Annotated in this window: 26 protein-coding genes and 1 other RNA gene; 10 read left to right on the top strand and 17 right to left on the bottom strand. The window is 64.3% G+C overall.

Features of this window, described 5'->3' with window-relative positions:
• Positions 1–46 precede the first annotated feature (46 nt).
• The 3 genes from LV82_RS10635 (at position 47) to choV (ending at position 2,957) form a co-directional block, all read left to right on the top strand.
• A complete protein-coding gene (locus LV82_RS10635) occupies positions 47–985 on the top strand; it encodes a choline ABC transporter substrate-binding protein (RefSeq protein ID WP_104071510.1) in 939 nt (312 codons plus the stop codon).
• A 110-nt stretch (positions 986–1,095) separates the two neighbouring features.
• A complete protein-coding gene (gene choW / locus LV82_RS10630) occupies positions 1,096–1,932 on the top strand; it encodes a choline ABC transporter permease subunit (protein ID WP_104071508.1) in 837 nt (278 codons plus the stop codon).
• Entirely contained in the window at positions 1,929–2,957 is a 1,029-nt protein-coding gene (gene choV, locus LV82_RS10625; RefSeq protein WP_104071506.1) for a choline ABC transporter ATP-binding protein, read from the top strand. The genes choW and choV overlap by 4 nt, the downstream gene beginning before the upstream one ends.
• A 4-nt stretch (positions 2,958–2,961) precedes the next feature.
• Here choV and LV82_RS10620 read toward each other — a convergent pair whose 3' ends face one another.
• Positions 2,962–3,855, bottom strand: a complete 894-nt coding sequence (locus tag LV82_RS10620; protein WP_104071680.1) for a DMT family transporter — start codon at positions 3,853–3,855, stop codon at positions 2,962–2,964.
• Between the two features lie 50 nt (positions 3,856–3,905).
• A complete protein-coding gene (locus tag LV82_RS10615; RefSeq protein ID WP_104071505.1) occupies positions 3,906–4,511 on the bottom strand; it encodes a LysE/ArgO family amino acid transporter in 606 nt (201 codons plus the stop codon).
• 86 nt (positions 4,512–4,597) lie between these two features.
• On the opposite strand from LV82_RS10615, the gene LV82_RS10610 reads away from it, so the two are divergent.
• On the top strand, positions 4,598–5,476 hold the full coding sequence (locus LV82_RS10610; protein ID WP_104071503.1) for a LysR family transcriptional regulator ArgP: 879 nt from the start codon (positions 4,598–4,600) through the stop codon (positions 5,474–5,476).
• 9 nt (positions 5,477–5,485) lie between these two features.
• Here the strand turns inward: LV82_RS10610 and LV82_RS10605 are convergent, their stop codons facing one another.
• The 5 genes from LV82_RS10605 to mgtE all read right to left on the bottom strand — a co-directional run bounded on the left by LV82_RS10605 (position 5,486) and on the right by mgtE (position 11,102).
• Positions 5,486–6,226, bottom strand: coding sequence for a YebC/PmpR family DNA-binding transcriptional regulator (locus LV82_RS10605; protein ID WP_104071502.1), 741 nt, complete (start codon positions 6,224–6,226; stop codon positions 5,486–5,488).
• Between the two features lie 196 nt (positions 6,227–6,422).
• Complete coding sequence (locus LV82_RS10600; RefSeq protein WP_104071500.1) at positions 6,423–8,201, bottom strand: SLC13 family permease; 1,779 nt, start codon at positions 8,199–8,201, stop codon at positions 6,423–6,425.
• A 105-nt stretch (positions 8,202–8,306) separates the two neighbouring features.
• Positions 8,307–9,119, bottom strand: coding sequence for a TIGR00282 family metallophosphoesterase (locus LV82_RS10595; RefSeq protein WP_104071498.1), 813 nt, complete (start codon positions 9,117–9,119; stop codon positions 8,307–8,309).
• A gap of 43 nt (positions 9,120–9,162) precedes the next feature.
• On the bottom strand, positions 9,163–9,720 hold the full coding sequence (locus tag LV82_RS10590; RefSeq protein WP_104071496.1) for a 5-formyltetrahydrofolate cyclo-ligase: 558 nt from the start codon (positions 9,718–9,720) through the stop codon (positions 9,163–9,165).
• Positions 9,717–11,102, bottom strand: coding sequence for a magnesium transporter (gene mgtE / locus LV82_RS10585; RefSeq protein ID WP_104071494.1), 1,386 nt, complete (start codon positions 11,100–11,102; stop codon positions 9,717–9,719). Before mgtE ends, LV82_RS10590 begins: the two co-directional genes overlap by 4 nt.
• 131 nt (positions 11,103–11,233) lie before the next feature.
• Here mgtE and guaD point away from each other — a divergent pair, with 131 nt between their 5' ends.
• A complete protein-coding gene (guaD, locus tag LV82_RS10580) occupies positions 11,234–12,523 on the top strand; it encodes a guanine deaminase (protein WP_104071493.1) in 1,290 nt (429 codons plus the stop codon).
• Positions 12,524–12,527: 4 nt separating this feature from the next.
• On the opposite strand, the gene hisN is transcribed toward guaD, so the two are convergent.
• Together hisN and LV82_RS10570 are read right to left on the bottom strand one after the other, a co-directional pair.
• Positions 12,528–13,328 (bottom strand): histidinol-phosphatase, encoded by an 801-nt coding sequence (gene hisN / locus LV82_RS10575; protein ID WP_104071491.1) that lies wholly within the window; start codon positions 13,326–13,328, stop codon positions 12,528–12,530.
• A 74-nt stretch (positions 13,329–13,402) separates the two neighbouring features.
• Positions 13,403–13,765 (bottom strand): helix-turn-helix domain-containing protein, encoded by a 363-nt coding sequence (locus LV82_RS10570; protein WP_104071678.1) that lies wholly within the window; start codon positions 13,763–13,765, stop codon positions 13,403–13,405.
• Between the two features lie 308 nt (positions 13,766–14,073).
• Here LV82_RS10570 and LV82_RS10560 point away from each other — a divergent pair, with 308 nt between their 5' ends.
• Both LV82_RS10560 and LV82_RS10555 read left to right on the top strand, forming a co-directional pair.
• Positions 14,074–15,045 (top strand): NADPH:quinone oxidoreductase family protein, encoded by a 972-nt coding sequence (locus LV82_RS10560; protein ID WP_104071487.1) that lies wholly within the window; start codon positions 14,074–14,076, stop codon positions 15,043–15,045.
• A 128-nt stretch (positions 15,046–15,173) separates the two neighbouring features.
• Positions 15,174–15,953, top strand: coding sequence for a Bax inhibitor-1/YccA family protein (locus LV82_RS10555; RefSeq protein WP_104071485.1), 780 nt, complete (start codon positions 15,174–15,176; stop codon positions 15,951–15,953).
• A gap of 154 nt (positions 15,954–16,107) precedes the next feature.
• Here LV82_RS10555 and rpmG read toward each other — a convergent pair whose 3' ends face one another.
• The 7 genes from rpmG to gatC all read right to left on the bottom strand — a co-directional run bounded on the left by rpmG (position 16,108) and on the right by gatC (position 20,832).
• A complete protein-coding gene (rpmG, locus tag LV82_RS10550) occupies positions 16,108–16,275 on the bottom strand; it encodes a 50S ribosomal protein L33 (protein ID WP_090110806.1) in 168 nt (55 codons plus the stop codon).
• Positions 16,276–16,419: 144 nt separating this feature from the next.
• On the bottom strand, positions 16,420–17,124 hold the full coding sequence (locus tag LV82_RS10545) for a tellurite resistance TerB family protein (protein WP_104071483.1): 705 nt from the start codon (positions 17,122–17,124) through the stop codon (positions 16,420–16,422).
• 63 nt (positions 17,125–17,187) lie between these two features.
• Positions 17,188–17,579: RNase P RNA component class A (gene rnpB, locus LV82_RS10540), an RNA gene on the bottom strand.
• A gap of 33 nt (positions 17,580–17,612) precedes the next feature.
• Positions 17,613–18,290: an N-acetylmuramoyl-L-alanine amidase gene (locus LV82_RS10535; RefSeq protein WP_245873142.1), complete on the bottom strand. Its 678-nt coding sequence runs from the start codon at positions 18,288–18,290 to the stop codon at positions 17,613–17,615.
• Positions 18,291–18,297: 7 nt separating this feature from the next.
• Positions 18,298–19,038: a hypothetical protein gene (locus tag LV82_RS10530; protein ID WP_104071479.1), complete on the bottom strand. Its 741-nt coding sequence runs from the start codon at positions 19,036–19,038 to the stop codon at positions 18,298–18,300.
• 28 nt (positions 19,039–19,066) lie between these two features.
• Entirely contained in the window at positions 19,067–20,548 is a 1,482-nt protein-coding gene (gene gatA, locus LV82_RS10525; RefSeq protein WP_104071477.1) for an Asp-tRNA(Asn)/Glu-tRNA(Gln) amidotransferase subunit GatA, read from the bottom strand.
• The gene (gene gatC, locus LV82_RS10520; protein WP_104071475.1) at positions 20,545–20,832 is read right to left on the bottom strand and encodes an Asp-tRNA(Asn)/Glu-tRNA(Gln) amidotransferase subunit GatC; all 288 of its coding nucleotides are present in this window, start codon (positions 20,830–20,832) and stop codon (positions 20,545–20,547) included. The genes gatA and gatC overlap by 4 nt, the downstream gene beginning before the upstream one ends.
• A 117-nt stretch (positions 20,833–20,949) precedes the next feature.
• Between gatC and LV82_RS10515 the strand changes: the two genes are divergently transcribed.
• Positions 20,950–21,642, top strand: a complete 693-nt coding sequence (locus LV82_RS10515; protein ID WP_104071473.1) for a metal-dependent hydrolase — start codon at positions 20,950–20,952, stop codon at positions 21,640–21,642.
• A gap of 4 nt (positions 21,643–21,646) precedes the next feature.
• On the opposite strand, the gene LV82_RS10510 is transcribed toward LV82_RS10515, so the two are convergent.
• Entirely contained in the window at positions 21,647–22,108 is a 462-nt protein-coding gene (locus LV82_RS10510; protein ID WP_104071471.1) for a nucleoside deaminase, read from the bottom strand.
• A 96-nt stretch (positions 22,109–22,204) separates the two neighbouring features.
• Between LV82_RS10510 and LV82_RS10505 the strand changes: the two genes are divergently transcribed.
• A complete protein-coding gene (locus tag LV82_RS10505) occupies positions 22,205–23,236 on the top strand; it encodes a pseudouridine synthase (protein ID WP_104071469.1) in 1,032 nt (343 codons plus the stop codon).
• A 150-nt stretch (positions 23,237–23,386) separates the two neighbouring features.
• Entirely contained in the window at positions 23,387–24,358 is a 972-nt protein-coding gene (locus tag LV82_RS10500) for a DUF2927 domain-containing protein (protein WP_104071676.1), read from the top strand.

Raw genomic sequence — 24,358 nt, 5'->3', positions numbered from 1 at the left:
ATGAAGTTTATTGACTCATCAATCAAGAAAAGCAGGGAGCATGCGAATGACACTCTCCAAGACACTAGGGGCGGCCCTTCTGGCCGCGGTCACGCTGGCGGGCGCGACACAGGCCAGCGGCGCGGGCTGCGACAAGGTCGTCTTCTCGGATGTCGGCTGGACCGATATCACCGCCACGACCGCGGTTGCGACCACGATCCTCGAGGCTCTGGGCTATGAGACCGAAACCAAGGTCCTTTCGGTACCGGTGACCTATACCGGTCTGGCCCAGGGGGACATCGACGTGTTCCTGGGCAACTGGATGCCCACGATGGAGGCCGATATCGCCCCCTATCGCGAGGCGGGTACGGTCGAGACGATCGCGAAAAACCTTGAAGGCGCGAAATACACGTTGGCCACGAACAAGGCCGGCGCCGAACTGGGCATCACGGACTTTGCCGACATCGCCAAGCACCGTGACGAGCTGGATGGCAAGATCTATGGCATCGAGCCGGGCAATGACGGCAACCGCCTGATCCTGGACATGATCGAAAACGACATGTTCGGCCTGAAGGGCTTTGAGCTGGTCGAAAGCAGCGAACAGGGCATGCTGGCCCAGGTCGCCAAGGCCGATGCCGACGGCAAGCCGATCGTGTTCCTGGGTTGGGAACCCCATCCGATGAATGCCAATTTCGAGTTGACCTACCTGACGGGCGGCGATGACGTCTTTGGCCCCAATTTCGGCGGCGCCGAGGTCTATACCAATACCCGCGCGGGCTTTGCCGCCGAATGCCCGAATGTCGGCAAGTTCCTGCAGAACCTGAAGTTCTCGCTGGAGATGGAAAACGAGATCATGGGCGCCATCCTGAATGACGGCGAAGACCCGCGCGATGCCGCGCGCGCGTGGCTGGCGGCCCATCCCGAGGTTCTGGAGGCCTGGCTTGACGGCGTCACGACCAAGGATGGCGGCGACGCCTTGGCCGCGGTCAAGGCCGCGCTGAACTGATGCGCCCGGCCCCGCGGGTCTGACCGCGGGGCCAATGCTTTCCCTTCCCCCCAAAACGAACCCCAGCAAGACGCACCGCCCGGCATGGCGGCGCGCTCCAGGATTGAGGCATGGACTGGCTGACTGACCACAAGATCCCGGTGGGAAAGACCGCAAAACAGGCCTTCGAATGGCTGAAGGACAATGCGGCGCCCTTCTTCGACGCCATGGCAACGGCAATGGAATGGCTGATCGACAGCATCCTTTGGGTCCTGCAAACCCCGCATCCCATCGTTGTCATCGCCGCCTTTGTCGCGTTGACGTGGCTCTTGCAACGTAGCTGGAAGGCCTGCCTGCTGGTCCTTGCCGGGTTCCTGTTCATCTTGAACCAGGGCTATTGGAAAGAGACGACCGAAAGCCTGACGCTGGTCCTGTCATCATGCGTGATCTGCATGGCTGCGGGCGTTCCGATCGGTATTGCGGCCGCGCATCGTCCGCGCCTGTATGCGGCGATGCGCCCGGTGCTGGACCTGATGCAGACGCTGCCAACCTTCGTCTATCTTATCCCGGCCATCGTGTTCTTCGGCATCGGCATGGTGCCGGGCCTGATCGCCACGGTCATTTTCGTGCTGCCCGCGCCGATCCGCCTGACGCATCTGGGTGTGTCGTCGACACCGCAGCCACTGCTCGAAGCCGTGACGGCCTTTGGCGGCACAAGGCGCCAGATCCTTTGGAAGGCCGAGCTGCCCTATGCCCTGCCCCAGATCATGGCCGGTCTGAACCAGACCATCATGCTGTCGCTGTCCATGGTGGTCATCGCCGCCCTGGTCGGTGCCAATGGCCTGGGCGTGCCGGTCGTGCGGGCGCTGAACTCGGTCAACACGGCGCTGGGTTTTGAATCCGGCTTCGTCATCGTCGTCGTGGCCATCATCCTGGATCGGATGCTGAGGATCGGAGGGGCGAAATGAGCGTCGCGGTCGAATTCGACAAGGTGAACATCGTCTTTGGCGACCATCCCGAGCGCGCCCTGCCCCTGATGGACCAGGGGCTGGACCGCAGCGAGATCCAGCAACGCACCGGCCAGGTCCTGGGCGTCCACGACTGCTCGTTGACCGTGAATACCGGCGAGATTCTGGTTCTGATGGGGCTGTCCGGTTCGGGCAAGTCCACGCTGTTGCGCGCGGTCAACGGGCTGAACCCGGTCTGCCGCGGGTCGGTTCGCATCCATGTGGACGGCTGGGATTGCGACGTGGTCGGCGCCACCCCGGCCGACCTGTTGCGTGTGCGCCGCGAATGCGTGGCCATGGTGTTCCAGCAGTTCGGACTGCTGCCATGGCGCAGCGTGCGCGAGAATGTGGGCCTTGGGCTGGAGCTGGCCGGGCTGTCCTCGCGTGCGCGGCGTGAGAAGGTCGATCACCAGCTGGAGCTTGTGGGCCTGTCCGACTGGGCCGATCGCAAGGTGGGCGAGCTGTCGGGCGGCATGCAGCAGCGGGTCGGGCTGGCACGGGCCTTTGCGACCGATGCTCCCATCCTGTTGATGGACGAACCCTTCTCGGCGCTCGACCCGTTGATCCGCACGCGGTTGCAGGACGAACTGCTGGAGTTGCAGGAACGCCTGCAGCGCACGATCATCTTTGTCAGCCACGATCTGGACGAGGCGTTCAAGATCGGCAACCGCATTGCGCTGATGGAGGGCGGACGCATCGTCCAGTGCGGAACCGCACGCGAAATCATTGCAAATCCGGCATCGGATTACGTGGCCGACTTTGTGGCCCACATGAATCCCCTGGGCGTCCTGACTGCAAGCGACGTCATGGAGCCCGGCGGCGCGCGCGCACCTTCGGTGCCCGAGATTGCTCCTTCAGCCCCGATCCGCGAGGTCATGGCGCGTCTGCGCGAGGTTCCGGCCCTTGCCGTGGTCGATGGCGGGCGGTCGTTGGGACGGATCACGCGCGAAAGCGTCCTGGGCCGTCTTCTGGACCCGCGCGGATAGGCGGTCAGAACTTGCCCGCGCCCGATGATGGCGTGACGGGACGCTGCCGGATACGCGACTCGCGCCAGGTGATGTAGCTGATCGCCCCGATGATCATGGCTCCGCCCAGAATGACCATCGGGTCGATCGCTTCGTCGAAGATCGTCGCGCCAAGGATCGACGCCCAGATCAGCTGCAGGAAGGTCACGGGCTGCGTCACCGCCATCGGCGCCGCGGCAAAGGCGCGCGTCATCGTATAGTGCCCCATGGTCGCAAAGATCGCGACGACCCCCAGCCAGGCCACCTGCTCCGGCGTCGGGGGCACCCAGACGGCCAGCGCAAAGGGCGCCAGACCTGCGGTGACGATCAGCGACAGAAGCCCAACCACGACGCTTGCCGGCAGAAGCGATGTCAACCGCTTGGCCAGAAGATAGGACAGGCCAAAGGACGTGGCCGCGCCAAGCTGGGCCAGATGACCCGGAGTGATTTCGCGAAAACCCGGCCTGAGGACGATCAACGCCCCCAGCAATGCCACCGCGATAGCCAGGATCCGCCGCGTGGCCAAGTGTTCGCCCAGAAACAGCGCCGCGCCCAGCGTGACGACGATCGGGTTCAGGTAGCCGATCGCCGTGACCTCGGCCACGGGCACGCGGGCCATGGCATGGAACCACAACGTGACCGCCAGCAGGTGCAGCGCGCCCCGGCCCAGCGCCAGCCGCCACGTGCCCACCGGAATGCCCGTGCGCAGCACCGGTATCAGGGTCGGCGCGACAAAGACGATCCCGAACAGAAAGCGAATGAAGGCCGCCTGCACCGCCGGAAGACCGGTTCCCAGGTGATGCACGATGCCCGTCACCGCAACAAAACACAGCCCCGTGGCCAGCATCCACAGGACACCGACGACAGGGCGGGCTGACATGACGGCGTTCATGCCGCGAGATGAACGCATCCCGCGGTGATGCGCAAGGCTCAGGCCATTGCAAGATCGAAGGCTATCGCCCCCATGATGCCAGCCACGGCCAGGTCAAGAACACGCCATGCCGCCGGGCGTGCGAAGATCGGCCCCAACAGACGCGCGCCAAAGCCCAGAGAGAGAAAGAAGATCAACGACCCACAGGCGGCACCGATGCCAAAGGCCAGCTCGCGCCCCGGAAATTGCGAGGCAACCGATCCGATCAGAACGACCGTGTCCAGATAGACATGCGGGTTCAGCCAGGTGATTGCCGCAAGTATCGCAATGACGCGCCAGGCCGAGGACGGCGCGGCCCCCGATGCCGGGGTCAACGCCTGCTGGCCGCGCCAGGCCGACCACAGCGCGCGCAACGCATAGACCGTCAGAAAGGCCACGCCGCCCCAACGCAGGGCATCCCCCAACCACGGAAAAGCCGCATTCGCGGCCGACAGCCCGACGATCCCCGCGGCAATCAGGATCGCATCCGAGGCCGCACAGAACAGGACACATAGCAGAACATGCTCGCGCCGCAGCCCCTGTCGCAGAACAAAGGCATTCTGGGCGCCGATCGCCATGATCAACCCGATTGTCAACTTGAAGCCCGATACCGCCGCGGCGAACATGTCCGTCCTCCATTTCCGGCCCGTGGATAGCGTCGGCAGGAAATTCAGTCTATTTAATTTAATGAACCCGGGTTAAGTTCTGCTTCATGTTTGACCCCATTCACCTGGAAACCCTGGCGACGATCCTGCGCGTGGGATCCTTCGAGGCCGCGGCCCATGAACTGAATGTCACGCCATCTGCGGTGTCGCAGCGCATCCGCGCGCTGGAAGAACGCGTGGGAGCGGCGCTGATTCTTCGGGAACAGCCTGCCCGCCCCACGCCGATCGGCGCGCGGCTGGCCCGCCACGCCGAGGATCTTAGACTTCTGGAGCGCGCGCTGGCCCAGGACCTTGGGCTGGCAAGCCAGGCCGAACGCCCCGTCGTGCGGATCGCCGTCAATGCCGACAGTGTCGCCATTTGGGTCTTGTCTGCATTGGCCGAAACGGATGGCATGCTGTTCGACATCGTGATCGACGATCAGGACCACTCGGCCGAATGGCTGCGGCGCGGCGAGGTACAGGCCGCGGTTACCTCGCATCCCGGCCCGATCGCCGGTTGCGACGCTTATCCGCTGGGCGTACTGCGCTATCTGGCAACAGCCAGTCCGGACTTCGTCGCACGCTGGTTTCCCGACGGCCCCACCGCCGAGGCGCTGAGCCGCGCGCCCGCGCTGATCTTCAACCTGAAAGACCGCCTGCAAGCCGACTGGGCCGAGGAGGTCTGCGGTCGGCGACTTGCCCTGCCCGGCCATTACCTTCCGTCTTCGACCGGTTTCGTCGAGGCTGCCAGACTTGGCATGGGATGGGGCATGAACCCTGAACCGCTGGTGCGCCATGAACTGGCAACCGGCGCGCTGGTTGCGCTGGCGGACCGACCGCTGGATGTGATGCTGTACTGGCAAGTGGGGCGGCTGACCGCAAAGGCGCTTGCGCCCCTGACAGATGCGATCCGGCGTCGGGCCAGGCGCGTATTGCGCCCGGCCTGAGCCGCACGGTTACAGTTGCGCCGCGGTTTCTTCCGAGACGTCGAAATTGGCGGTGACGGACTGAACGTCGTCATCGTCCTCCAGCGCCTCGATCAGCTTCATCAGCTTCTGCGCCGTCTCGAGATCGACCTGGGTGCGGTTCTGCGGGCGCCAGACCAGTTTCGATTCCTCGGATTCCCCCAGAACCTTTTCCAGGGCGTCCGATACGGCCGAAAGCTCGGTATCGGCGCAATAGATCCAGTGTCCCTCTTCATCCGATTCCACGTCGTCGGCGCCGGCCTCGATCGCGGCCATCAGGACGGTGTCGGGGTCACCCACCGAGGCCGGATACTTGATCTCGCCCACGCGGTCGAACATGTAGCTGACCGAACCCGTCGTGCCCAGGTTGCCGCCATATTTGGTAAAGGTAGAACGCACGTTTGATGCGGTGCGGTTCAGGTTGTCAGTCATCGCCTCGACGATGATCGCGATCCCGCCCGGGCCATAGCCTTCATAACGGATCTCGGTATAGTCTGCGGAATCTCCGCCCGAGGATTTCTTGATCGCGCGCTCGATCACGTCCTTGGGCATCGAGGCCGCACGGGCGGCCTTTACGGCCAGGCGCAGGCGCGGGTTCTTTTCGGGGTCGGGATCACCCATCTTGGCCGCGACGGTGATCTCCTTGGACAGTTTCGAAAACAGCTTGGACCGCGCGGCGTCCTGCCGGCCCTTGCGATGCTGGATGTTGGCCCATTTGGAGTGGCCCGCCATGACATGCTCCGTCGATGTTTCGGGGTTTATCTGGTCGCGGGCCTCTATAGGACAGCCGCCGGGCGGGCCGCAAGCCCGACGGACATCTACCAGCGGCTACCAGCGGCGCGAAACCCTGCGCGGCGCCCCGTGTCCGCACCTCCGCAACGGATGGCAGACCGGATCCGCCATCGAACGACCGACCCCACGCATGACGTCACAACGGCCAGATGATCGGGATCATGATGCTCGCGGTAACGGCCAGCATCAGGTTGAGCGGAATGCCGGCCTTCAGATAATCGGTGAATCGGTACCCGCCCGGCCCGTAGACCAGCATGTTGGTCTGATAGCCGATCGGCGTCGAGAAGGCGGCGGAAGCCGCGAACATCACCGCGACGACCAGGCCCCGAGGATCAAGACCCAGCGAGTGGCCCAGTTGTATCGCGATTGGCGTGAAGATCACGCCCACGGCGTTGTTCGACACGATCTCGGTCAGGATCGACGCCAGTAGGTAAAGCACAAGAACGACCAGCTGGGGCGGCAAATCCTGCATGAAGGGGCTGACCCAGCTGACCAGCAAGGCGGCAGCACCCGTTTCTTCCATCGCTACGCCGACGACCAGCATTGCAAAGATCAGCGCCAGAAGCCTCCCCTCGATGAACGAGAAAGCCTCGTCAGCATCGACACAGCGGGTCAGCAGGACGATTGCCACCCCGACAAAGGACAAGGCAAGGATCGGTGCCACGCCCAGCGCGGACAGGATGACGACCCCGGCCAGAACGCCAAAGGCGATCGGTGCCATCTTGCGCCGGTAGGCCTTCACCGTCGGGCGCGCCACATCGACAAGATCCATGTCGACGGCCAGACGCTGGATGTCTTCGGGGGCGCCTTCCAGCAGAAGCGTGTCGCCCACCATGATGACGATATCGTCAAGCTGGCGTCCGATGTTCTGGTTTCGTCGGTGAACCGCCAGCGGATAGACGCCATAACGCCGGCGCAGGCGCAGCTCGCCCAGCGACCTGCCGACCATGCGGCACCCTGGCGAGATCAGAACCTCGACCGTTTCGGTTTCGACCGAGGACAGCTTGTCCACCAGACGCAGGTCGGGATTTTCCTGCATTCCCAGAAGCTCGGCCATCTCGGTGCGCAGCACGATCCGGTCGCCAGCCTGCAGCGTCACCGAAGCCAGATTGCGCCGCAGCGACGTATCCCCGCGCAGGACGTCGATGACGCGAATGCCGGGATGCTTGAACAGGTCGACGTCCAGAACCTTCTGCCCGATCAGGTTGCTGTGTTCGGGCACCGCGACCTCGGTAAAGAACTTCAGCTTGCGCCTGTCGGACAGCATCAGGCCCATCGACTGGCGATCAGGCAGGATGCGGCGGCCGATCGTGGCGATATAGGTCATGCCGACCAGAACCTGGATCAGACCCAGGGGCGTGATCTCGAAGATGCCGAAAGGCTCGAGCCCGTTTGCACGCGCCACGCCATCGACCAGAAGGTTCGTAGAGGTTCCGATCAACGTCACCGTCCCGCCCAGAATCGCGGCATAGGATAGCGGAATCAGCAGCTTGGACGGCGTGACCCCCAGCTTGCGCGCAATCGACACCATGACCGGAATCATCACCACGACGACCGGGGTGTTGTTCATGAATGCCGAGGCCAGCGCCACGACGGTAAACAGAATAAGCAGCGTCACGGTCGGCCTGTGATCGGCGCTGGCTTCGGCGGTATGTGTCAGCCATTCCAGAACGCCCGTGCGCACCAGAGCGCCCATGATCATGAACATCGCGGTGATGGTCCAGGGCGCGGGGTTGGTGAACACCGAAACCGCGCGATCATAGGGCACAAGCCCCAGAACGATGCACAGGGCCGCACCGGCAATCGCGATCACATCGACGGGATGGCGTTCACGCACGAACATGACGAACATGCCCACCACGATGCCAAGCATCAGCAGCGCGCGTCCATCGGCCGTCAGGGGAAGGTCGATCATTCAGAGACTCCGACAGGTCATCGCACGGATATTATCGACCCGCCACGGACAGGCAAACCGTGACCTGAGGCCACATCCCGCTGGTTCGTCTTGCCAAGGCACACTTCACGGTGCGGATTGCTGCAGACGGCCGCCGATGCGGACCATGCTGATGCGCGTGGCCAGACCCGTGCGATCGTCGGTTTCCACATAGGTTCCGGCCAGCGTCGCCTCACCCTCGGCGGGCGAAAAACGGTCCTTGGCCATTCCGGTGATGAAGCGGCGCATCGGTTCCATCTTTTCCATGCCGATCACCGAGTCATAGTCACCGCACATACCGGCATCGGTCTGGTACGCAGTGCCGCCCCCAAGGATCTGGGCATCCGCGGTGGGCACATGCGTATGCGCACCGACCACCAGGCTGGCCCGGCCATCGCACCAATGCCCCATGCCCATCTTTTCGCTCGTCGCCTCGGCATGGATCTCGACGATGCTCGCCTGCACGGCGGCGCCCAGAGCATAAGTATTCAGAACCGAGTCGATGGCCGAGAACGGGTCGTCGAAAGGCCGCTTCATGAAGACCTGGCCCAGGACCTGCGCAACCAGGACCCTGCGCCCCTGCGTCGCGGTGAAGACCCGCGCGCCTGCGCCCGGCGCCGTGCGGGCGAAGTTCAGCGGGCGCAGGATGCGGGGCTCGGTCTCGATAAAGCTCAGCATGTCCTTCTTGTCGAAGGCATGGTCCCCAAGGGTGATGCAGTCGGCCCCGGCCTCCAGCAAGAGCTTTGCATGTGCGGCGGAAAGCCCCGCGCCGGCGGTGGCGTTCTCGCCATTCACGACGACGAAATCCAGGCCCCAATCCGCGCGCAGTTGCGGCAGACGTTCGACGATTGCCGTTCGCCCCGACCGTCCGACGACATCTCCAAGAAACAGAATTCGCATGGCGTCTGCCTAGTGTCCGCGGCGCAAAAGGGCAAGCACGGGATCATCCTTTCGGGCGGATGATCTCACGTTCGGTGACGATCAGGTCCAGGGGTTCGTCCGTGGGTTCGATCGGCACTTCGGGCATTTCCTGCGCCGAGAAGGCAAACCCGATCGCGGTCACGGGGCCTCGCGCGCGCAGACGCGCCAAGGTGCGATCGTAAAATCCTCCGCCATAGCCCAGCCGGTAGCCGCGCCGATCAAAGGCGACGAGCGGCACGATCAGAACGCGCGGCTCGATCCATTCGCCACTTTCGGGGATGAGCGCGCCAAAGGCGCCGGGGACCATGACTGCATCCGGGGTCCAGCGACGAAAGCGCAGGGGCGTACCGGGGGACTCGATGACGGGCACCCCCACGGGGCCCTCATGGACACGCATGGCGGGCAGACAGTCGATCTCGGTTCGCATCGGCATGTAGCCCGCCAGAGCTTCGCCCGCGTGATCGGCAAGCAGTTCGATCAGCAATGCGGCATCCTTCGGGCCGTGCCGGCCATGCGCCTGCCTGCGCCGCGCGAATGCCGCCGCGCGCGCTTCGGCCTTGATCGAGGCAAGATCACTCACAGCAGAACACTTGATGCAAGTCCAAGGAAGGCGAAGAAGCCGACGACGTCCGTCACGGTGGTCACGAACGGACCGGAAGCCAGGGCCGGGTCGATGCCGAAACGGTCCAGCAGCAGCGGAATCAGGATCCCACCGCAGGCAGCGGCCACCAGCGTGAACAACATGGCGACCGCGATCACGACGCTCAGCATCGGGATACCGAACCAGAAGCCCGCGACCAGCGCCATCAGCACGCCAAACAGCATGCCGTTCGCGGTGCCTACGGTGATCTCGCGCCAGATCATGCGCATCGCGTTGCGGGGCGTCAGGTCGCGCGTGGCGATTGCGCGCACCGCGACGGTCATCGTCTGTGTGCCCGCATTGCCGCCCATCGAAGCCACGATCGGCATCAGCACGGCCAGCGCGACGAGCTGGTCGATCGTATCGGCGAACTGATTGATGACCATGGACGCCAGGATCGCCGTCAAAAGGTTGACGAACAGCCAGACGGCACGGTCGCGGACGGTGTCGATCAGCCGACCCGAAAGGCCACCCTCCTCGCCGACGCCGGCAAGACGCAGGATGTCCTCTTCGGCTTCCTCGTCCAGAACCGTCATCGCGTCGTCGATCGTGATGACACCGACCAGGCGACCGCTGTCATCCACGACAGGGGCCGAAATCAGGTGATACTGATTGAACAGATACGCAACGTCGGCTTCCTCGTCGAAAACGCGAATGACGCGGAAGTCTTCCTCGGCAATGTCCTTCAGCGGCGTCGCCCGGGGCGATGCCAGAAGGCGCCCAAGTCCGACCTGCCCCACCGGATGCCAGCGCGGATCCACAAGGATGATGTGGTAGAACTGATCTGGCAGTTCACTGGCCGACCGCAGGTAGTCGATCGCCTCGCCCACGGTCCAGTGTTCGGGCAGCGCGACCACTTCGCGCTGCATCAATCGTCCGGCGGAATATTCCGGATAGGTCAGCGATTGCTGGACCGCGACCCTGTCGGAGTCTTCCAGCGCCTGCAGGATGCGTTCCTGCTGTGGCTCTTCGAGATCTTCCACGAGATCAACGACGTCGTCGGAATCCAGATCGCGAACAGCCTCGGCCAGCACGTCCTGGGGCAACAGTTCGACGACTTCCTCGCGGATCGATTCGTCCAGTTCGGACAGGACATCGCCATCGATCCCCTGGGGCCACAGACGGACCAGAGCCTCGCGGTCGTCGGAATCGATCTGTTCCAGAAGGTCGGCAATGTCGGCCGCGTGCAGCGGCTCCATCAGCTGTTCGAGCCGCGCCACATCGCCCGCGGCGACGGCATCAAGAATGGCGTCAACGACGCGCGGATCGATGCCGTATTCGTCCTCGTCACGCTCGACGATCAGGTCCTGCTGCTCGGTCATTGGCACCCTCCCCTGCAGTTGCGCGACGAAACGGAAGCTGCTTCAGGGAAAATGCGCATAATGCGCGGATTCCCCCCGATGCGCACAGGGTTTAGACTGTCCAGCCCGAAAGGCCAACAGGTGAATGGATCATGGCGGAACTTCTTCTTGGACAGATTCTGCGTTTCGGGGGCAATCCCCTGCACGAGGGGCCAGACGCAGCGCGGCACAGCGCGCGGGGCGGGGTCCTGATCGAAGACGGCGTGATCCGCGCGGTGGGCGAGGCCGACGATCTGCGGCGCCAGCATCCGCAGGCGCACGTGACGGATTATGGCGCGGCGGTGATCTCGGCCGGTTTTGTCGATGCCCATGTCCATTACCCCCAGACCGGCATCATCGCCAGCTGGGGCAAGCGGCTGATCGACTGGCTGAACACCTATACCTTCCCCGAGGAGATGCGATTCGGCGATCCCGAACATGCAGGAAGGATCGCCTCGCTGTATCTGGATCTTGTCTTGGCAAACGGGACGACGACCGTTGCTTCCTACTGCACGATCCACCCCGCAAGCGTCGATGCCTTCATGGCCGAGGCCGAAAGCCGCAACTTGCGCGTCTTTGCCGGCAAGACCTGCATGGACCGGAATGCGCCAGAAGGTCTGCGTGATACGCCACAGTCGGCCCATGACGACAGCCTTGCACTGATCGAGCGCTGGCACGGGCGTGGGCGGCTGTCCTATGTCATCACGCCGCGCTTTTCGCCCACATCGACGCCCGAACAGCTCGAGGCGCTGGGCGCGCTTTGGGCCGCAAGACCCGATTGCCTGATGCAGACACATCTGTCCGAGCAGACCGACGAGGTGGCCTGGGTGCGCAGCCTGTTCCCCGAGGCGCGCGACTATCTGGATACATACGAACGCCATGGCCTGCTGGGACCCGGCGCTGTGTTCGGCCATGCGATCCACCTGGAGCCACGCGAGATCGACCGGCTGGCCGAGACCGGCGCCGCGGTGGTTCATTGCCCGACATCGAACACCTTCATCGGATCGGGGCTGTTCGATCTGTCGCGTCTCGCCGCGCGCGGCTTGCGCATCGGCCTTGCCACCGACACGGGCGGAGGATCTTCCTTTTCGATGTTGCGCACGATGGCCGCGGCCTATGAAATCGGACAGCTGCGCGGAAATGCCATTCATCCATCGGTCCTGTGGTGGCTGGCGACCGCGGGCTCGGCTGCCAGCCTTCGGGTTGCAGACCGTATCGGCAATATCGCCCCGGGAATGGAGGCCGATCTGGTGGTCATCGACCTTGAATCCACCCCGGCAGTCGCGCAGCGCGCGCGGCGAGCCGATGACATCTGGCAGGCGCTTTTCCCGACGATCATGATGGGCGACGACAGGGCAATCCGGGCCGTCTGGATAAATGGCCGGCCCGTTCGGCGCGACTGATCGGTCAACCGTTCAGAAGCTCGAGCGCCGCGGCATGAACATCCCGATTTGCGGCGGCGATGACCTGACCGCCTTGATGTGCCGGCCCACCCTGCCAGTTCGTCACCACGCCGCCCGCGGCCTCGATCACCGCGATGGGCGCGTGAATGTCATATGGCTGCAACCCGGCCTCGACGACCAGATCGATCTGCCCCGCCGCGACCAGCGCATAGGCGTAGCAGTCCATCCCGTAGCGGGTCAGCCGAACGCGCGACTTCAACCGCGCAAAGGCGGCCTCTTCCTCGGGCGTGCCGATTTCGGGAAAGGTGGTGAACAGGGTCGCCTGGTCCAGCGGGCGTGCCGGCCGGCAGGCAAGATCGGCCCTGCCCATCGGCCCCTCGACCCAAGCACGGCCAAAGCCGCCGACGAAGCGTTCACCGATATAAGGTTGGTCGATCACGCCGAGGAGCGGTCCGGTTGCATCGGACACCGCGATCAATACGCCCCAGGTCGGCGTGCCGGACAGATAGGCCCGCGTGCCATCAATCGGGTCGATAACCCAGGTCACGCCCGAACTGCCGTGAGTTGCCGCGAACTCCTCTCCCACGACCGAATCGTTGGGGCGACGGTGCGCCAGTATTTCGCGCATGGCCTGTTCGGCCGCGCGATCAGCCTGGGTCACGGGGTCGAAATCGGCGCCGCGCTTGCTGTCGGCCCGCAATGTGGCCGAACGGAAATGCGCCAGGGTCTGCTTGCGCGCCGCGTCGGCCAGTTCATTGGCCGTCGCGACAAGCATCTCGACTTCTGACGGATCGTATTGCGCCATCGGCGCCCCCCCCGTTTGCTGTCCGCACTTGATGCGCGGTAGAACGGCAGGCCGCGCCGGTCAAGGCGCAGGCTTCATGCAACGTCCGACAGGACCTTGGCCAGATCGAACAGCCGACGGCGCTGCGCCTCGGGGATCGCGTAATAGGACCGCACCAGCATCAGTGCCTCCTTGTCGGCGAGAATGTCGCCGTCGATCCCATCCAGCGCTTCATGACGCGACTCCAGCCCTTCGAAGAAGAAACTGACCGGCACTTCCAGCGCCTCGGCAATATCCCACAGACGCGAAGCCGAGATTCGGTTCATGCCTGTTTCATACTTCTGGATCTGCTGGAACTTGATGCCGACCTTTTCAGCCAGCTGCTGTTGCGTCATGCCCAGCATCCAGCGCCGATGCCTGACGCGCTTGCCAACATGAACATCCACAGGGTGTTTCATCATAACCTCCTACACTCTCTACCCCACGTCCAAGCAATCTTCGTGCCAAACGGGAAAAATTTTCATTGCATTTTCACCAACCCATAAGTCCCGCACCGCTTTCACCCGGGGCAGCCAAATCATCCCCAATGCGTCCCTCGCGCACAAGGCGAATGTGAAAAAAATGCACTCGCCCCACATGCTCTTTTCATTTTGCATTGCTTTTTGCAATTTATCGCCATCGGCCTGTTTGCAAGACGCGAAGAAAACGCGCTGGACCAACGGGTTCGTTGCGCATAGCCTGCGCAAGAAAATTGCGCGAGGGAAAGATGAAGGCGTTCCAGATCACCCGATTCGGTGAAACCCCGGCATTGCGGGACGTGCCGTCGCCAGAGCCGGGCCCGGGCGAGGTGCGCATCAGGATCGCTGCCTGCGGACTGAATTTCGCCGACCTGCTGATGATCGAAGGGCGGTATCAGGAACGACCCGAGCCCCCCGTGACACTGGGCATGGAGCCCGCGGGCTGGATCGACAAGCTGGGCCCCGGAGTCGGCGGCTTGACGCCGGGTCAGCGGGTGGTGGTACATGCACCAAGTGGCGGGCTGGCCGAATATGGCTGCTTTCCGGCCGACCGGTGCCTGCCCCTTCCAGACGAAATGAGCTTCGAGGATGCGGCGGCATTCCAGGTCGCCTATGGAACATCCCACCTGGCGCTGACGCACCGCGCCGGGCTCAAACGAGGCGAAACACTGCTGGTTCTTGGGGCCGCGGGCGGGGTCGGGCTGACCGCGGTCGAGATCGGCAAGCGCCTGGGCGCGCGGGTCATCGCCGTTGCGCGCGGCGCCGACAAGCTTTCCGTCGCGTGTGACGCCGGCGCCGACCATCTGATCGACAGTGAAAGCGAAGACCTGCGCGATGCGGTCAGGACGCTCGGCGGGGCCGATGTCGTCTATGACCCCGTGGGCGGAACACAATTCGACTCGGCGTTGCGCGCCACCCGGCCCGAAGGGCGTATCCTGGTGATCGGATTCGCCAGCGGGACGGTGCCGCAGATCCCGGCCAATCTTCTGCTGGTCAAGAACCTCTCGGTTCTTGGCTTCTATTGGGGCGGATATCTGCGGTTTGCCCCGCAAGCCCTGACCCAAAGCCTGCGCCAGCTTCTGGACTGGTACCGCGAGGGCGGCATTCGCCCGCATGTTTCCAACCTGATGCCGCTGGAACGAACCCAAGAGGCGCTGGAACTCTTGCGCAGCAGGAAATCGACAGGCAAGGTCGTGATACAGGTCGCCCCGGCAGAATGAAGCAGATCAAAACCGGCGACAGGTGCCGAAATCGGCGCTTCCGGACTTGAACGAAGCTGCCCGACACCCGATATTTTCCGCGGACAACCGCGCAGAAATGCGAACAGGAAACGCTGCAGGAGGCTTTGATGGCAGAATATGACACGATCCGCACGGCGCAGGTCGGCGCACGCGGATTGGCAATCGACGAGGGCCTTCGGGCCTACATGAACAAGGTCTATGGCCTGATGTCGGTCGGCATGCTGATCACGGCGGCCGCTTCGTGGGCGATCTCGGGCCTTGCAATCACGACCGATCCTTCTCTGGCGGCCGCCCAATTGGGCGGTGACCGGTACCTGACCGATTTCGGCTATGCGATCTATGCCTCGCCGCTGCGGTGGGTGATCATGTTCCTGCCGCTGGTTCTGGTCTTTGCGTTCGGCGCTGCGATCAACAGACTGTCCGAAGCTGCGGCACAGCTGTTCTTCTATGTCTTTGCCACCTCGATGGGCCTGTCGCTCAGCTGGATCTTCGCGGTCTTCACCGGCGTATCGATCATTCAGACCTTCCTGGTCACGGCAATCGCCTTTGCGGGGCTCTCGCTGTGGGGCTATCTGACCAAGAAGGATCTGTCGGGCTGGGGCACGTTCCTGCTGATGGGTGTGATCGGCCTGATCGTGGCGTCGATCGTCAACATCTTCCTTGGCTCGGGCACGGTGCAGCTGGCCATCTCGGCGATCGGCGTGCTGATCTTCGCGGGCCTGACGGCCTATGACACCCAGAACATCAAGAACACCTACATTGCCCATGCCCAGCAAGGCGATACCGAATGGCTGGGCAAGGCGGCGATCATGGGTGCGCTGAACCTGTATCTGGACTTCATCAACATGTTCACCTTCCTCTTGCAGTTCCTCGGCAATCGCGAGTAGGCGCAAATCCAGGGGGAAAGCATGCGGGGCCGGGATCTCCTGGCCCCGTTTCGCTTTCGACATGCCGACGCCGACACGGCAGGCCGCAGGGATGTTGCAAAGCAAAGGGCCGCACCATTGGTGCGGCCCTTTGTGATCCGGAATACGGCAGATCTTACTTGATCTTGCCTTCCTTGTATTCGACATGGGCGCGCTTGACCGGGTCGTATTTGCGCACGACCATTTTCTCGGTCATGGTGCGGGCGTTTTTCTTCGTCACGTAGAAGTGCCCCGTACCCGCCGTCGAGTTCAGACGGATCTTGATCGTCGTCGGCTTCGCCATCGTTTCTCTCCATCAGCCGGACGGCGTGACCGCCCGCAAAATCCTTCAGGCCCCGCCTTTTACTCGCCCACGAACCGAAGTCAACCGGAAAGGCGCGCCTGGGCGCCATTTTCCACGCCCCTGTCCGCCGCGGCGCAAGGCCGCCTATGCCGCCGGTGGTTTGCGCCCCATCGCGGCATGCAGCCGGGCCCGTGTTTCGGGTGAAAGCCCCAGGGCACGGGCCAGCTGATCCAGATACAGGCTCTCGGCCGCACTATCCAGCCGGATCGCCATCAGCGAGGTCGCATAGATCTGCTCGCGCATCGATTCGCTGACGTCGCGGGCCAGTGCTACCGGGTCCAGAGGCCGGTTCAGCTCGGCCTCGACAAAGGCGATTTCCTCGTCGCTGGCATCGCCCAGCTGGTCCAGGATCTTCTTGCGCTCCTCCTCGTCGATCTCGCCATCCGCCTTGGCGGCCTGAATCATCGCCCGGATCATCAGGCGGGCATTCTCCTCGGCCAGGGGGGAGCTTGGACTGGCACCGGTCATTGATTCCATCAGCTCGGCCATCATGCGGCTGCCGGCGGTCGTGGCTGACGTCATCGAGGCAATGAGATTGCCCAACCCCGCTTCGGCAGCCTCACCGGCACCACCGATTTTCTCATAAAACTCACGCACGGTCTTTGCGCCGCCGGGCAGTCCCAGCTTCTCGGCCTGCTGGGCCAGCTGGTCGACCGGGCCACCCGGATCGCCCGCCTTCTTCAGGGCATCCTTGATGCCCTCCATACCGCCGATCTGGCGGTATTTGTCGACCCCGCGCGCGGCGGCGAAACCGGCGGCCAATGCGGCCAGCGTGCGAACGAAACTCATGGACTGTCCTCCCTGCAATTGCAGAACCGATCATAGCCCGGGAATGCAGCGGATTGGACAGAAAAGCGCGGATGGCCTGTAAGCCGGATTCTGTCCGGGGGTTGCCCCCCTGGATGGCCATTCATCTAGGCCCGACGTTGCCGACGGGCTCGTGCTGCCAACCCGGGCCTCTCGGGATGAAGCGTCCCTGCGGCGATATCGGTTTCCCGATCAGCCCCGCGCGAGGCCCCTATTTGGCATTGCTCCCGGTGGGGCTTGCCGTGCCGGTCCGGTTGCCCGTCCCGCGGTGGGCTCTTACCCCACCGTTTCACCCTTGCCCCGGACGGATCCGGGGCGGTCTGTTCTCTGTGGCGCTTTCCCTCGGGTTTCCCCGGCCGGGCGTTACCCGGCACCGTAGCTTCATGGAGTCCGGACTTTCCTCGGGCCCAGAGGCCCGCGGCCATCCAGCCATCCGCGCAAGGCTCAGTTAGGCAGCCGCCCGCGCCAGGTCAACGGCAATCTGTGTCGTGCCCAGCTTTCACCGGATACCGGCGCGCCAGATCGGCCGCCAGGGCGCGGTCGATCATGTCTTCGGGACCCCGCGCCCACGGACGAAAGCGCAGACGAAATGCCGCCAGCAGAACGTCTTCCGGCGCCTCGGGATAGCCGAAGGCACGCAACGACCGGACCAGCGGGCGATCCCCCAGGGCGGCGTCCGGACGGGGCCAGACCGACAGACCCATTCGCGCCAGCCGTCGCCAGTCAAAGCGCGGCCCGGGATCGGCCTTGCGGCCCGGTGCCATGTCGGAATGCCCGATCACATGATGAGGAGCGATCGCCCAGCGCGCCATCACCGCCGCCAACAGGTCTTCCAGCGCCCGCATCTGGGGTTCGGGAAAGGGCCGGTCCCCGGGATTGGCCAGCTCGATCCCGATGGAATGGGAATTCACGTCGTCGATCGGCCCCCAGGCCCCTGCTCCCGCATGCCAGGCGCGGCGCGTCTCGTCCACCAGCTGCTCGGTCGCACCATCCGCATCGACAAGCCAGTGCGCGGACACTTCGGCCAGGGGGTCGCACAGTCGAGAGCGGGCCTCTGCGCAGCTGTCCATGGCGGTATAGTGGATCACGATCAGGCTGGGACGGGCTCCACCCCTTCGCTCGCCATGATTGGGCGACGGATAGCCCATCTGGCCGTCAGTTCCGCACCGTCTGGAACGGCGTCGGATCCCAGCTGCAGGCGAAACCATCGCCATCGGGGTCAAGGTTCTTCGGATCGCGCGTCGGGCCGCCCGATTTTAGAAAGGCTTCCTGGGCGGCCTCGGGATTGGGATAGCGCGCACAGGCGCGCTCGTGGCTGGCAAGTGCAAGCGACGAGCGCGGATAGATCGATTCGCCCAGTCGGTTCGGAGCCTTGACCGCGTATTCGACGATCAATGCCGTGTCTTCCCCGGGACGCTGCGGCAGTTCCCCCGGCTGCACCTGTTGATACAGGGCCCGGTTGCGTTCCAGCCTTTCCTTGTCGGATTCGATCGTCTCACGCGTTGCGACGGCCTGGAAATCCTGTTCGTCCGAAATGCCACCATGGCTCACGACAGGTGCGACCGAAGCGACCTCTGGCGCCGACGGAGACATCGGCTGCGCGGGCAAACCGGCAGCGCCGCCCTGAACCGCGACCTGCGGCAGCGATGCGGCACCCGTTATGCCTGCCCGTGCCAGCTCTTCCGCCGTCGGCGCCCCATCCATGGGGGCCGCATAGGGATCGTAGGGCGCAACCGGCGCCTGGACACTGGCCGTCCGGCCGGCCGCCGCTTCGGCTTCTCGCGCGCGCAGATAGGCGTTGTAGTCACCAAAACCCACTCCGCCCTGCTCAACGGGCGGCGGCGGCGTACAGCCAGAGGCGACCATCAGGACGATCAGGGCCGAAAATCCACGCATGCGGTGCTCCTTGCCTGTCGGTGCGACCCTACCACCATTTTTGTGGCTTGGCCGAGAACCCCGCGGCCTGTTCCAGCGCATAGGCGTGATTCAGCAGATCGCCTTCCTCCCACGGCCGGCCGATCAGCTGCAGCCCCAGCGGCAGACCCTGGCGATCCAGCCCCACGGGAACCGAAATGCCGGGCAGGCCCGCAAGGTTGACGGTCACGGTGAACACGTCGTTGAGATACATCGCGATCGGATCGGCGTCCTGCATCTCTCCCAGACCGAAGGCCGACGAAGGCGTCGCCGGCGTCAGGATCGCATCGATCCCGTCGGCAAAGACCTGATCGAAGTCGCGCTTGATCAGGGCACGCACCTTCCGCGCCCGGTTGTAATAGGCGTCGTAGAAGCCCGCCGACAGCACATAGGTGCCAATCATGACGCGGCGCTGGACCTCGTGACCGAACCCTTCGGCGCGGGTCTTTTCGTACATCTCGGTGATGCCGTCGCCCGGCCCCAGCTTGGCGCGGTGGCCATAGCGCACGCCGTCATAGCGCGCCAGATTCGAGGACGCCTCGGCCGGCGCGATGACGTAATAGGCCGGCAGTGCGTATTTCGTATGCGGCAACGAGATATCGACGATCTCGGCGCCCGCATCCCGCAGCATGTCGGCGCCCTTCTGCCAAAGCGCCTCGATCTCTTCGGGCATGCCGTCCATACGGTATTCGCGCGGGATACCGATCTTCTTGCCGCGCACATCGCCGGTCAGCATCGCTTCGAAATCCGGCACCGGCATGTCCGCCGAGGTCGAATCCATCGGGTCGTGCCCGGCCATGGCCCCAAGCATGATCGCCGCGTCGCGCACGCTGCGCGTCATCGGCCCGGCCTGGTCCAGCGAGCTGGCAAAGGCCACGATCCCCCAGCGCGAGCAGCGCCCGTAAGTGGGCTTGATGCCGACGGTGCCGGTGAATGCTGCGGGCTGACGGATCGAACCGCCGGTGTCCGTGCCCGTCGCGCCAAGGCACAGATCGGCCGCCACGGCCGCGGCCGAACCGCCAGAGGACCCGCCCGGCGTCAGCAGGCGGTCATCCACCCGCCACGGGTTCACCGCCGGGCCGTAGACCGATGTCTCGTTCGAGCTGCCCATGGCGAATTCGTCCATGTTCAGCTTGCCCAGCATCACCGCGCCGGATTCGAACAGCTGACGGGTCACGGTCGATTCATAGGGCGGCACGAAGCCGTTCAGGATCTTCGAGGCCGCCTGGCTGGGCACGCCGCGCGTACAGAACAGGTCCTTGATGCCGATGGGAATGCCGCACATCGCGGGCGCGTCGCCCGCGCGAATACGATCATCGGCCGCGCGGGCCTGCTCCATCGCGATCTCGGGCGTCTTGTGCACAAAGGCATTCAAGGCGCCTGCCGCCTCGATGGCCGACAGGCAGGCTTCGGTCAGGTCGACCGCTGTCAGATCACCCTTGCGCAGCGCATCGCGCGCCTCGGCGATCGTCAGTTCGTTGGGATTGCTCATTCCACCACCTTGGGGACGACGAAGAAGCCTTCGCGCGCATCGGGCGCATTGGCAAGGATCAGGTCCTGGATATTGCCGTCTGTCACGACGTCGGGGCGGCGCTTCAACCGCATCGGCGTGACCGAGGTCATCGGCACGACGCCTTCGACATCGACCTCGTTCAGCTGTTCCATGAAGGCCAGGACCGCGGACAGTTCCCGCGCAAGATCGGGCAGATCCTCGTCGCGCACGGCGATACGCGCCAGATGTGCCACCTTTCGCGCTGTAGTGATGTCGATCGACATGGGGCTATACTCTTCCTTTGGATCGCGGCAGGGTTTACCCGCAGGGCGCCCATCCCGCAAGGGCGCCGGTGCGATCGCACCATTCCACAGGCAACAAACCCGTTACAGGAGAGACAGATGAAGATTACCTGGCTTGGCCATTCGGGCTTTCGGATCGAGATCGAACAGGCCGTTCTGCTGGTCGATCCCTGGCTGGAAGGCAATCCGATGTTCCCGGCAGATCGTCGCGACGAAGCCATCGCGGGCGCGACGCATGTCCTGCTCAGCCATGGCCACGGCGACCATGCTTCGTCCGCGGCCGGCATCGCGCGGGAGCTGGGAATCCCGGTTGCCTGCATCCACGAGCTTTCGGTCATCCTGGGCGCGCAGGGCGTCGAGGTGATCGGCTTCAACAAGGGTGGCACGATCGATCTGAACGGCGCGAGGGTGACGATGGTGAACGCCTGTCATTCCTCCTCGGTCGATTTTGGCGAAGACGCGCCACGGGCCGGCGGGTCCGAGGCAGGCTTCATGATCGCGGGCGAAGGCCACACGATCTATTTCAGCGGCGACACGACGATCATGGCCGACATGGCATGGATGGGCGAATATTTCGCGCCCGATATCGGCATCCTCAGCGCCGGCGGACATTACACGATGGACATGAAGATGGCGGCCTGGGCGGCCCGCAAGTTCTTTGACTTCCGGGTCGTGATCCCGTGCCACTATCGTACGTTCCCGATTCTTGCGCAGTCTGCGGTCGAACTGAAAGCCAACCTGCCCGGCAGCCAGGTGATCGAGCCCGAGGTTCTGGAACCGATCGAGATCTGACCGATCACTCATCGGGGCGCCGCGCGGCAAAGAATTCGCGCAACAGCCGCGCGGCATCCTCGGCGCCGATCCCGTCATAGATCTCGGGCGCGTGGTGGCACTGGGCGTGCGAGAACACGCGCGCTCCATGCGCCACGCCGCCCGATTTCGGATCGCTTGCGCCATAGTAAAGCCGCCGGATCCGCGCAAACGAGATGGCCGCGGCACACATCGGGCATGGCTCGAGCGTCACATACAGGTCATGGCCGGGCAGGCGCTCGGACCCAAGGGCCGTACAGGCCGTGCGCAAGGCCAGGATCTCGGCATGCGCCGTGGGGTCGTTCAGCTCGCGCGTGCGATTGCCGGCCTTGGCGACCACCCGCCCGTCCGGCGCAACGACAACGGCACCGACGGGTACCTCGCCGCGACGTGCCGCGGCACGTGCCTCTTGCAGGGCAAGTTCCATATGGCTGCGAAATCGGCTCATTCCCCGTGGATGCCGCAGCGGCGCCTTGCACGCAAGCGCTTCCCTGTGACCCGGATCGGGTATAGTGGTGAGCGCCTGATTGGAACGAGGACCGGCATGAGCAGCGACAAGACCACAAGCGAAACCAAGGGCGACCGTATCGCAAAGGTGATTGCGCGTGCGGGCATCGCCTCGCGCCGCGATGCCGAACGCATGATCCTCGAGGGCCGCGTGACCGTCAACGGCCGCAAGATCGACAGCCCCGCCCTTGACGTGCGCCCGTCCGATCGCATCACCGTGGACGGCAAGCCGATCGACGCGCCGCAGCCCACGCGGCTGTGGCTGTACTACAAGCCCCTGGGTCTTGTGACCTCGGCGCGCGACGAAAAGGGCCGCCAGACCGTGTTCGACACGCTGCCCGAAGGCATGCCGCGCGTGATGAGCGTGGGGCGTCTGGACCTGAATTCGGAAGGGCTGTTGCTGCTGACCAATGACGGCGAACTGAAGCGGCGGCTGGAACTGCCCTCGACCGGCTGGCTGCGCAAGTATCGCGTGCGTGTCAACGGCCGCCCGACGGAACAGACGGTCGAACCGCTGCGCAAGGGCATCACGATCGATGGCGAAAGCTTCCAGCCGATGGAGGTCACGATCGACCGGCAGCAGGGCGCGAATGCGTGGCTGACGGTGGGTATCCGCGAAGGCAAGAACCGCGAGATCCGTCGTGCGATGGCCGAGATCGGCCTTGTCGTGAACCGCCTGATCCGGATCAGCTATGGCCCCTTCCGCCTGAACACGATGCAGCCGGGCGATGTGGTCGAGGTCAGGGCGCGCGTCATGCGCGAACAATTGGGCGGTCTTCTGGACGGTCTGCCCGGCGCCAGCGTGAACGCGCGCGCGGCATCGTCCGGCGACGGCGCCGCGAAACCGAAGGCCCGCGCCGGAAAGCCCCGCAGCAAGGGCCCCGGCGCGGGTAAACCGGCCAGGCCCGGGGCTGGCGCGTCCGACAGCGCGCCGGCCAAGCCGCGAACATGGCCATCCAGGGGCGCGGCTGGTGGCAAGGCGGGAAAACCCGGACGCGACGGGCGCGGCGCTGAACGGCCCGCGATGCGCGGGCCGGGGCGGGGCGGCAAGGGGTCCGGAAAGCGCTGAAACATTGATCCAAACCGGGGCTTTGTCTTGGCCCGCTCTCATGCCAATGTGGGCCGGAATGCAACAATGGCCGGAGTGACGCATATGCGGCAGGGATTGGGCAGATTCGGTGCGAACCCGCGCCCCGCCCTGCGCAGGATCTGGTGGACAATGGCCGGCTGCCTTGCGCTTGCCGCCTGTGAAGAGGCACCCATCGCACCACGGGACAGGCTTGCGGCCGAACCGCCCGCGCAGAGCCAACCAGCACAACCCGAACCTTCTGCCGAAAGCGCGGCGGAACGGCGATATTATGCAAGGATTCAGGAAAACTATCTTGCGCGCGGATTGCTGCGCGGCAACGACCGGATCGAGGACGCCCCCTTCGACGCCGAGGATCTGGCGCGCAACTTCCTGCGGATCGCCTTTTTCGATGAATTCGTCGAACGTGACGGCAAGCTCGTCGCCGAGCCGCGCGAGGGGCGCCTGCAACGCTGGGAGGGGCCCGTTCGACTGTCGGTGGAATTCGGACCTTCCGTCGATGAGGCACAAAGGCGCGCGGATCTGGCGGCAATTGATGCCTATGCCGCGCGTCTGGCACGCCTGACCGGGTTGCGGATCAGCCGCAGCGACTGGCGCCCGAACCACCTGGTCCTGATCCTGAACAGCGACGAGCGAAAGGAGGCGCTCGATCGGATTCGCGCCTTCGCACCCGCGATCTCTCCGGCGGCTCTGCAATCGGTTCGCGACATGGCGCGACAGACCTATTGCACGGTCATCGCCCTGTCCGACGACACCAGTCACGTCTATGTCTCGGCGGTCACCGTCATCCGCGCCGAGCTGGCGTATCGGATGCGCCTGGCATGCATCCATGAAGAGCTGGCCCAAAGCCTGGGTCTGGTGAACGATTCACCCCATGCGAGACCGTCGATCTTCAATGACAACGAGGAATTCGCGCTGCTCACACCGCAGGATGAATTGATGCTGCGAATCCTCTATGACCCACGGCTGCGACCCGGCATGACACTGGCCGAGGCCGAACCCATCGTGCGCCAGATCGCGCGGGAATTGTTGCCCGAAACGCAGGCCGAAACCGCCATGACCGTTGAAGACCGGCTGGCCTTCGGGTATGCGCGAGGACGTTAA

It is taken from the genome of Albidovulum inexpectatum (genome assembly GCF_002927635.1).
Lineage (GTDB): Bacteria > Pseudomonadota > Alphaproteobacteria > Rhodobacterales > Rhodobacteraceae > Albidovulum > Albidovulum inexpectatum.
Note: the sequence above shows the minus strand (reverse complement) of the source record. Positions and strands in the feature narration are given on the sequence as shown.